Source organism: Bacteroidales bacterium, assembly GCA_018334875.1.
Taxonomy (GTDB): Bacteria; Bacteroidota; Bacteroidia; order Bacteroidales; family UBA12077; genus JAGXLC01.
In genome coordinates, this window is sequence record JAGXLC010000422.1 from 1 (window position 1) to 3510 (window position 3510).

The 3510-nt window shown below is 44.8% G+C and carries 4 protein-coding genes; all 4 read right to left on the minus strand.

Annotated elements, in window-relative coordinates; genetic code table 11:
* Positions 1 to 110: 110 nt before the first annotated feature.
* Positions 111 to 1046: a mechanosensitive ion channel family protein gene (locus KGY70_19185; protein MBS3777326.1), complete on the minus strand. Its 936-nt coding sequence runs from the start codon at positions 1044 to 1046 to the stop codon at positions 111 to 113.
* A gap of 27 nt (positions 1047 to 1073) precedes the next feature.
* Positions 1074 to 1646 carry a TIGR00730 family Rossman fold protein gene (locus KGY70_19190; protein MBS3777327.1) on the minus strand — a complete coding sequence of 191 codons (573 nt, stop codon included), beginning with the start codon at positions 1644 to 1646 and terminating at the stop codon, positions 1074 to 1076.
* Between the two features lie 513 nt (positions 1647 to 2159).
* On the minus strand, positions 2160 to 2957 hold the full coding sequence (locus tag KGY70_19195; protein MBS3777328.1) for a tryptophan synthase subunit alpha: 798 nt from the start codon (positions 2955 to 2957) through the stop codon (positions 2160 to 2162).
* Positions 2950 to 3510: pyridoxal-phosphate dependent enzyme (locus tag KGY70_19200; GenBank protein MBS3777329.1), on the minus strand; the 561-nt coding region annotated here is incomplete at its 5' end. The genes KGY70_19195 and KGY70_19200, both read right to left, overlap by 8 nt.

A 3510-nucleotide genomic window follows, 5' to 3' on the forward strand; every position in this document is an offset into this window, starting at 1 on the left:
CATCCCGCAAACCATCTCACATTCAAAAACGAACGTAGTGAAGTTTTTGAATAATGCAGGTTAATAACAACAGATGATGAGATTAGCACCCACGTTTCCGTGGGTGTTTGTTAATGGCTATTGCCGCCGTTCAGCTCTTTTTCCAGTTTGAGCTTCAGGGGGTTGATCTTTTCTCCCCAGTAAACGGTAGTATGCGGAAATGGAATTTCTATACCACGCTCATCAAAAGCTTTTTTAAGTCTTCTCCTGTATTCCCTGCCCACTGCCCATTGCATGATGGGTTTGGTTTTAAACCGGACTTTGAGGACTACTGCACTGTCTGCAAATTTATCCACTCCGAATACCTCCAGGGGTTCCAGGATGTTTTCCTTGTAATCCGGATCGTTTTGCAGCTCTTCGCCCACTTCCTTCATAATATTTACCACTTCGTCGGTGTCTTCTTTGTAGGCTACTCCGATATCAAAGACTACGGCCGACCATTCCATCGTCATGTTGGAGATCGTATTGATCTTACCATTCTGAAAGTTATGGGTGGTACCTGAAAGATCTCGGAGGGTGGTGGTTCTCAGTTCGATTTTTTCCACCATTCCTCCCTGCCCGTTGATAATGGCAAAATCCCCGGTACGAATCTGGTTATCAAGTAACATAAAGAAACCTGAGATGATATCCCGTACCAGTTCCTGGGCTCCAAAACCTATAGCCAGTCCTATGATACCGGCACCGGCAAGTATCGGACCAATGTCTACACCCAGCTTTTTAAGAAGAATCATGATGAAGATAGCCCCTATCAACACTTTGCCTACACTGAGAAGGATATTCATAAGGGTTTCCACCCGTTTTTCCGTTTCCTGGGCCTGGGTATCATGTTTTTTGGCAGACCTTTTTATTATGGCTTTCCTCAGTTGCTTTATCAGTGACTTATAAACCTTCAGTAAAATGAGGGTTGCAACAATAAGTATTAAGATGCCCGGCAATTCAGTGATGATCCATTCATACAAACTGGAAAGAAGGTCGTTCATGAACGAGGCGACTGATGATGGTGTCATTTTATGCTCCTTTCTTTTTAATATTTTTTATTTGAAACTCAGTCTTTTGGCTTCTGGTGGATTGTATTGAGACATACTTTCTATAAGCTGTTCAATATCATTGCTTATAAGGAGGATATCCTGATAAGCCTGCTTGAGAAAACCCTGCTCTACCATGTTGTCGGTGAGCCGGCGCAATGGATCATAAAAACCATTGATGTTTAGAAGGGCTATGGGTTTTTGATGCAAACCCAACTGGCCCCAGGTAAGCATCTCAAAAAGTTCTTCAAGTGTCCCGTAGCCTCCGGGCAACGCAATGACGGCTTCTGATAGATCATGCATCTTTTTTTTACGTTCATGCATTGAATTGACTTCGATAAGGGAATGAAGTTGGTCGTGAGCGATTTCTTTTTCGTTCAGAAACGCGGGGATAACCCCTGTGACCCTTCCGTTGTGGTCCAGGGCACCGTTGGCCACAGCACCCATCAGTCCGATGCTGCCGCCACCGTATATCAGCTCAATGTGCTTTTTAGCCAGCAATTGTCCCAATTGGTAGGCCTGGTTTGAGTACACCGAATCATTTCCGGCGCTTGATCCGCAAAAAACAGCTATTTTATTCATATCTTGCCCTGTGATTGAAGCTCATTTCTTCCTTCGGAAACAAATGTTTCCATTAGCAGGAGTCGAATATAATTATTTTATCTCTGACTGACAAAAGCATGAAATTTATTTTGTGCTATGAACAATTATTGGGAGATAATGAATTCCGGGAAGCACCCCAACCTTTAACTTCGGCACTGACCGATCACCTCCCTTTTCAAGGGAGGTAAGGGAGGGTACGCGAAAAAGCACTGCTGATAAATTTTCCTAATATAATTTAATACTGAAAGCTTCAATAGTTGTGGTAAATAATTTTTGTTTCGCGTACCCTCTCCCAACCTCTCCCTTCCAGAAGGGAGAGGAGCCGGTCCGTAGTAAATATTCAGGTATGCTGCCAATAGCTTCAGGTAACTTTTTGCTATTTGAAATGGGTTAACAATTTATTCAGCAACAAAGCAAAAACCATTGACCCCGGCACTGACCGATCGCCTCCCTTTTCAAGGGAGGTAAGGGAGGGTACGCGAATTTAGAGATTCAGGCGAATTTGAGATTTATCTGATCATCCTGTTTAATGGATCGGATAAAGGATTGAATATTGGTTTTCAGGTCGCCCTGCCTTGCCAGAATTCTTATAAAGGCTGAACCTATAATGCCGCCGTTTGCCTGTTCACAAACAGTAAGGAATCTTTCGCGGTTGTTGATACCAAAGCCAACCATCACCGGTATCTCCGGTTTTATGTTACGGATGGTATTCACGTAACTGAGATGGGTTCTGATATCTTTTTTGCCTCCTGTGGTGGAGCTGGAAGACACCATATAAACGAATCCGCTGCTTTCCTTTAAAATGTTTGCCAGTCTGTCTTTTGGGGTTGAAGGCGTCACCAGAAAAACATTGTGCAGGTTGTTTTCTTCGAAGCGCTTTTTATAATGCTGCTGATAAATTTCTAACGGCAGGTCGGGGAGAATGACTCCGTCAATTCCCGCCTGCCGGCAGGAATGGCAAAATTTTTCCACTCCGTAATGAAAGACAGGATTCAGGTATCCCATCAGCAGGAGTGGGATGTTGATTTTTTCTCTGATCATACTGATCTGATCGAAGAGAAGGTTCAGACTCATTCCGTTTTTAAGTGCCAGCTTATTGCTTTCCTGGATTACCGGGCCATCCACCATAGGATCGGAAAAGGGGATTCCCACTTCAACCATATCGACCCCTGATTCTTCCAAGGCTTCGATAATGGTTGGTGTATCATTCAAACCGGGATATCCCGCTGTAAAGTAAACAGACAATACTTCCCGGGATTTGGATTGAAACAACGCGTCAATTCTATTCATGATTCAGATGTTTTTTGTACGTATCCATGTCTTTGTCTCCCCTTCCGGAGAGGTTAATCACTACAATGTCATCTTGCCGGGCGTCGAGATTTTCCAGGGTCGCCAGTGCATGTGCCGATTCCAGGGCAGGTATGATCCCCTCTTCCCGGATGCACCGTTTGGCAGCCTGCAATGCTTCTTCGTCGGTTGCTTGGGTGAAGTTCACCCTGTTGGTCTTGTAAAGATGCGGATAGGCCGGGCCTATTCCCGGATAATCCAGGCCTGCTGAAATGGAATAGGGTTCTGAAATTTGTCCGTCATCATTTTGCATGACCAGCGTCCGGCTGCCGTGTAAGATCCCTTCGCTTCCCATCTGAATGGTAGAAGCGGTCATTCCGCTGTGCACTCCCTTTCCTGCAGCTTCAACAGCATATAAACTGACTTCAGGCTGATCATAAAACGGGTAAAAGATGCCTGCTGCATTGCTCCCTCCTCCGATACAGGCAATGATGTGATCGGGATAATTCCTGCCGGTCTTTTCCTGTAGCTGATTTTGCAGCTCAAGGCCAATTAC